General features: G+C 63.4%; 5 protein-coding genes. 1 reads left to right on the forward strand and 4 read right to left on the reverse strand.

Annotated features, from left to right (window positions below):
* Nucleotides 1-53: 53 nt before the first annotated feature.
* The 4 genes from GEV05_30130 to GEV05_30145 form a co-directional block, all read right to left on the reverse strand.
* A complete protein-coding gene (locus tag GEV05_30130; protein ID MPZ47543.1) occupies nt 54-326 on the reverse strand; it encodes a hypothetical protein in 273 nt (90 codons plus the stop codon).
* 604 nt (nt 327-930) lie between these two features.
* Nucleotides 931-1,857: a PhnA-like protein gene (locus GEV05_30135; GenBank protein MPZ47544.1), complete on the reverse strand. Its 927-nt coding sequence runs from the start codon at nt 1,855-1,857 to the stop codon at nt 931-933.
* 868 nt (nt 1,858-2,725) lie between these two features.
* A complete protein-coding gene (locus tag GEV05_30140) occupies nt 2,726-3,484 on the reverse strand; it encodes a phosphatidylcholine synthase (protein MPZ47545.1) in 759 nt (252 codons plus the stop codon).
* Between the two features lie 95 nt (nt 3,485-3,579).
* Nucleotides 3,580-4,704, reverse strand: a complete 1,125-nt coding sequence (locus GEV05_30145) for an endonuclease (protein ID MPZ47546.1) — start codon at nt 4,702-4,704, stop codon at nt 3,580-3,582.
* Nucleotides 4,705-5,125: 421 nt separating this feature from the next.
* Between GEV05_30145 and GEV05_30150 the strand changes: the two genes are divergently transcribed.
* Nucleotides 5,126-6,009: manganese catalase family protein (locus GEV05_30150; GenBank protein MPZ47547.1), on the forward strand; the 884-nt coding region annotated here is incomplete at its 3' end.

Below are 6,009 nucleotides of genomic sequence, written 5' to 3' on the forward strand. Positions count from 1 at the left end.
AGTCTCTGCGAACACCGGCCCTATCCAACGACGCACACGACTCGGCGGAATGCTCAGCTACTACCAACGAGCGGCTGCGTGAGGTTCTCGTTCGGGAAATTGGACATTACGACTTCGAGTCCCACCGCGCGGGCATCGGCGGCCAGTGAAGTCGGCGTGCCGAGCGTGCCGTCCGCATTGCGTGGAATTATGTACAGCTTATTCGCGCCGGCGCCGTCGGCATACGTAGCAATCTCCGCGAGCCCGGCGGCCGTAGCGAGGTCGGCATGGGTGCGTGAGCTTCCGGTCACCGTGAAGTCGTAAGGCTGCCCGCCGAAATTCAGCAATTGAACCAGGTTCAGTCGGTGATGGAGTTGAGGTATTGCAGGGTTTCTCACTGAATCTCGTTATTTCCCAGCGTGAGTCTAACGGCTGCTGCGCGCTCATGTTCAAACGCTAGCACGCAAATGCGCGAAATTCGCTGACGACTTGCTCGATCGTAAATCCATCAGCCACCCGCAAGACCGAGTGCTTTTCCACTTCGGTGTCATCAGCCGAACGAGCTGCGGGTCCCCCATGACTTTGACGCTTGCTCAGAGATCGTCTGTGCCATCTCCATATCACGCGCGATGAACTCGAGGAGATCTGCCGCATGGTTGCGAAGTCGCTCAGGCACAATCTCTTCCGCCGCTGGCAAACAGGTTCGCGCAAAAACACTCGGGGAGCGCGCCCAGGCGAAAACGACCGGCACAAGCGGGAAGAGCGCCGCACATCACGCAGCCTTACGAGCTAGCGACGGTGCCGCCGCGTCTCAGGCAGCGATTTCGTCATGTGCTTGCCGGGACGATTGGCGGGCGTGGTGCTGATGGACCAGGACGGCGAAATTAATATTGCCTAGGCTGTTCGCGTGCTAGTGCGAGGCGCTTTGCTTTTAGCGCCTCGCAACTTGCGTTAGCGAAGTCGTGCGCTGGTGAGCGTCGGTGCGACCGTCCCACTGCGTCCGCCGAACCATCCGGCGATTGCGCCTAGAATCAGCGCGATCGCACCAAAGAGCGCACCACGCGAGACAGCGTCCGCCGTAGCGTCGGCCGTTTCGGTGGCCTGCTGCTTCACCTCATTGATGCGCTGCCGGTATTGCTGCTCGTAGTTTTGCACTTGGGTGCGCGCTTGCTCGACCGGGATGTTCTGAGCGCGGGCGATCGCCTCGGCAGCGCGCTCCCGCGCCGCCTGAGCTTGGGACTCATCGCCGGTGACCGCGGCCCGCATTGCGGTGACCGCCGCATCACGTAATGCCGCCTGGTCGCCGCCGGACGCGGACCGCATGGCGTGCTCGATCTGGGCGAATGGATCGGCCCGGTCAAGCACCGGCGCGGCGGCCTGCAACGCGCCGCCTGCCGCCTGCGCCATTCCGCCCATGGCGCCTGCGACCGTTCTATACGCTCCACCGACCAGACCGCCCAGGGCCGTGGTCAGTAAGTAGAAGACGACAAGAGTGGCCATTGCCCAAGCTACGAGCCCGTGCCATGACGTTGTGGATTCGCGTGGCTTGCCAGCAAGGCGCCCGGCGACATGACCTCCAACGAACGCGGCGATGATTCCCGAGATAGTCCACCAAAGGCCAGCGCCAATGCCGAAGCTTTTTGCACTCGGGTTCTCTCCAGCCAGCGGATCGATAGTCGAGGCGCCGACGCCAATGCCGAGCATATTGAGGATGAGTTGTACAGCCAAAGACACAACGACACCGGCAAATACTGCCCCCCATGAGATCTGATTTATCAGTACCGTGCGGGCATCTTCGGACGGCAGCGTCGGACTGAAATGCGGGGCGTCTTCGTTGCCGCGATTGCGCGGCGTATCCGGGTTGGACTGTACGGCCATGACTATTTCCTTTTAATCGGTTCTTGGCCGAGGTCATCGATGCGGCTGCATCAGCTGCCTTCATCTACCTTTGCCGGGGCTGGAGAGGGGGTGTGCCGCCTGTGGTTCGCAAACGCCATTCCTGTGGCCCGAATTCTGTTTCCCCTCCAGGGCGGGGCGACAAAAGCACTGATCCGAAGCCGAGTTTTGCCGCCCTTTTTGGTGCGACCGACGAGCGCATTGGCCACCCCATTTCCGCACAAGGGTGGCCAGGGGCATCGTTTCAAAAGCCGCGTCGATATCCCCGACCGGTCATGATGAGCCGCGGCACACCGGCCATTAGCACCTGGCGGGAGAGCAGCAGCCCAGGCCAAAGCGCCGCTCCTTCCGGAAACCCAGGGTCAGCGCATTCGGGTACGAACAGCAATGTCCCCGCGACGCCGATCAGGAATCGCCCTGGGGCATCGCTCGTGATTGGGGCTCAACGTATCGGGACGCGTCCGATGCCGGTAAAGGACGACGGGTTGCGCTAATGGCAGAGGTGCAGTATCGAGGCTTCGTGGTCGAAGTCGATTGCCGCTACGACGTTTGCGGATGACGGGCGACCTTCACCATCGCCGAGGATGGCGTGACTCTTCGCTGCGGAGAGGTTGCCCATAGTACGTCCGTCCCAGGCGAGGATGCGGTAGAGGCCGCGCTCGAAGTGGCCCGAGGCTGGATCGATCAATACGTGAATTCAGCCTCAAGACCAGTTCAAGACAACCGGAATCACAATCCGGAAGTGGAGACCCGAGAAGAAGAGCGCGGACCAGGGACCTGCAAATTAGCAGTCCGTGCCCTCATCTATAGCTTCAATCAAGGAGAGGCTCGCGTGGGCCAGCGTCGTCTCCTACGGGGACCTCGCGCAGGCCCGCCCGTGCCGCTGGCGATCCAGCAGGATCGACAGCGTGGCGTAGAACGCCGGGTATATGAGCGACACCCCAACGACCCACCCGGGCACCCGGCGGTAGACGAGCAGCATCCCCAGCAGCACCGCCAGCCACGCCGCCGCCCCGAGCATCACCGGCAGCTTCCAAGGCCGCGGGGTGAGGTTGGGGTAGAGGAACCGCACCGGCGAGACGGTCAGTGCCGCCAGCGCCAGCAGGACGACGGCGTTGAGCCACTGCCCCGTCTCGCCGAGGCCGTGGAAGGCCAGGCCGAGGTAGAACGCGGCGATGTTCCAGTAGCTTGGAAAGCCGCGGAAGTACCCGGCCGCTTCGTCCTTGGCTCCGACGTTGGCGAACCCCAGCAAACTCGACAGCAGCGCGGGTACGATCCACGCCACGCCAAGAATGCCAGGGGCGTAGGGCACCCAGCCCATCCGCCACACGAGCAGCAACGGGACGAACGTGAAGGTGAGGTAATCGACGATGTCGTCGATCGTCCGCCCGTGAATGTCCGGGGCGAGCCGCTTGACGTCCCACGCTCGGGCGAGCGGCCCGTCCAGAGCGTCGATCACCACCGCGACGACGAGCCACGCGAAGACGACGCGTTCGTCCGGCACGTCCTCGAACAGCTCGGCCACGGCCAGGAACGCCGCGACGACGCCGCTGGCGGTCAGCAGGTGGACAGCGTAGGCGCGGGCGCGAGTGAGGCAGGGGGAAGGCATGGTCGTAGGTTTTAGCGAGTTGCGCCCGGTTGTCACCGCTATGGCATGGGCGGGACGTCCATGCCACGGTTGCGAGGTCTCGACCTTTGTCGTGCTTACGGTCGACGCCCAAGGCCGACGGCCTCCGCGGCCTGCTCCTGCGCCTGGTCCTCCAGCATCTCGTCGGCCTGCTCGCGGTCGTTGGCGTCTGCCTCCGGCTCGGGCTGCTCTTCCTGGCGAGCAGGCTCGTAGCTCAGCGCGAGGTACATCGGGAAGTGATCGCTGCCGACGAAGTCCAGGCGGCGCAACTCGATCAGCCGGAAGTCGTTGGAGTGGAAAAAGTGGTCCAGCGGGAACCGGAACAGCGGATTCTTCGCGTTGTAACTGTTGAAGAAGCCCCGCCCGACGCGCGGGTCCAGCAGGCCGCTGAGGCGCAGGAACAGCCGCGTCGTGTGGCTCCAGGCGACATCGTTGAGGTCGCCGGTGACGATCGTCGGCGGGTTGGCGGGGTCGTCGGCGATGGCGCGGCCGACGAGGACGAGCTCGGCGTCGCGCGGCGTGGAGTCCTGGTTCGACAGCGGCTCGGGCGGCCGCGGGTGCAGGCAGTGCAGGTTGATTACGTCGCCGCTCTTGAGGCGGACGCCGCAGTGAATCGACGGGATGTCCTCCTGCACCTCGTGGCGGACCTCCGGGTTCACCAGCTCCAGCCGACTCAGCAGCACCATGCCGTAACGGTTGTCCCGTGGCTCGGCCACGACGTGCGGCCAGTCCGCCATCAGCGGGCGAACGGCCCGTTCCATCCAGTCGTCGTCCACCTCGACCGCGAGGATGACGTCGGCGTCGGCGGCGCGGATGACGCCGCGCCACTTGTCGAACTCCCGGTTCTCCATCAGCACGTTCGTCGCCACCAGGCGGATCGACGCCGGCAAGTTCTCCACCCGTTCAGAGCGCAGCACCTGCTGGCGGGCCAGCGGCGTGTACGGGTAGATGTTCCACACCTGAATCCCAACCACCCCCACGAGCGATGCGAGGAACACCCCATCCCACCATTGCCAGTCGCACGCCCACGCCCACGCCGCCGCGACGATCAGCGCCAGCGCGGCGGTGAGCACGCGCGGAAAGTCCCACCCGCGGATGTACCAGTGCGGGTGGCTGCTGAAGTTCATCAGCGTGCCGCTGGTGAGCCACACGCCCGCCAACGCGAGCGTCCACTGCAGGATTTCAAACGGCAGGTTGCCCATGGGTGGGTCACGATACCGGGATCGCGGCCTCCGGACCACCGCCAGATACCGAGTTGAGCGCGGCGCGTTGTGGGATATGCACTTGGGCGACCATCGATGCGCGATTGACTATCGCGGCTCTGAAGGCACGCAATTCCCGGATGGCAAGCGCCGCCAGGATGCATACTCAGATCGCGGATCGTTTCGCTCCCCTGGCGGCGGCGCATGGGCGCCCTGTTTAGCGCCTCGACGGGTGCCTCATTGGCCCACGGGAATAGTAAGTGCAATGGATGTCGCTGGGCGTAGCGCCTGCCCACCTCCCGCAAACCCATTCGCCGGGTAATTATCGCCCGAGAAGAAGCCCGCATTCCGTGGGCTCCCGTGACTGCGCACCCGCACGCACGGTTCCAATTCAATTGCTCTGATGCAATACGAGGAATGAATGTTCGCGCATAACAAACGTTTGATGTACACCGTTCGAGTCTCACAAACCAATCCCGTACTCGCAAATCTGCTCTTGGAGCAGTTCGGCGGGCCACAGGGCGAGTTGGCCGCCGCGATGCGCTATTTCAGCCAGGCGCTCGCCGAAGATGATCCGGGTCGCAAAGACATGCTGTTGGACATCGCCACGGAGGAGCTGAGCCACCTGGAGGTCATCGGCTCCATAGTAGTAATGCTGAACAAGGGGGTAAAGGGTGCCCTCGCCGAAGGCCTCAGTAAAGAAGGAGAGCTCTTCCGCATGCTGAATCAGGGCGGAGACAGTCAGACGATGTCGCTCCTCTACGGGGGCGGAGCAGCGTTGATCAACTCCGGCAGCGTACCCTGGACTGCGGCGTACGTGGATACGATCGGAGAACCGACTGCGGATCTGCGCTCCAACATCGCGGCCGAATCGCGTGCCAAAATCATCTACGAGCGATTGATCAACCTGACCGACGACCCCGGCGTAAGGGAAGCGCTTGGATTTCTGATGACGCGCGAAGTCGCGCACCAGAAGCAGTTCGAGAAAGCTCTGTACGCCATCGAGCCCAACTTTCCGCCAGGCAAGCTGCCGGGGGATCCTAATTTCACGGACAAGTACTACAACATGTCCCAGGGCGATGGGGATATGCGAGGCCCATGGAATGCGGAGAAATGGGAATACATCAGTGAGGGCACTCAAATGGCACCTGTCGACAGCGGAGACGGATTAGCTTCCGTGGGTGTTAGCAAAGCGGAGGCTGCGCTCATCCAGGCTGCGGCCCTACGGACTCAATCCGAACCTACCGATGACCCGGTCACGGGAGCAGAATTAGGGGCAGGCCCGGGAGCCGGCGCGAACGCGGA

This window comes from Betaproteobacteria bacterium, from assembly GCA_009377585.1.
GTDB lineage: Bacteria > Pseudomonadota > Gammaproteobacteria > Burkholderiales > WYBJ01 > WYBJ01.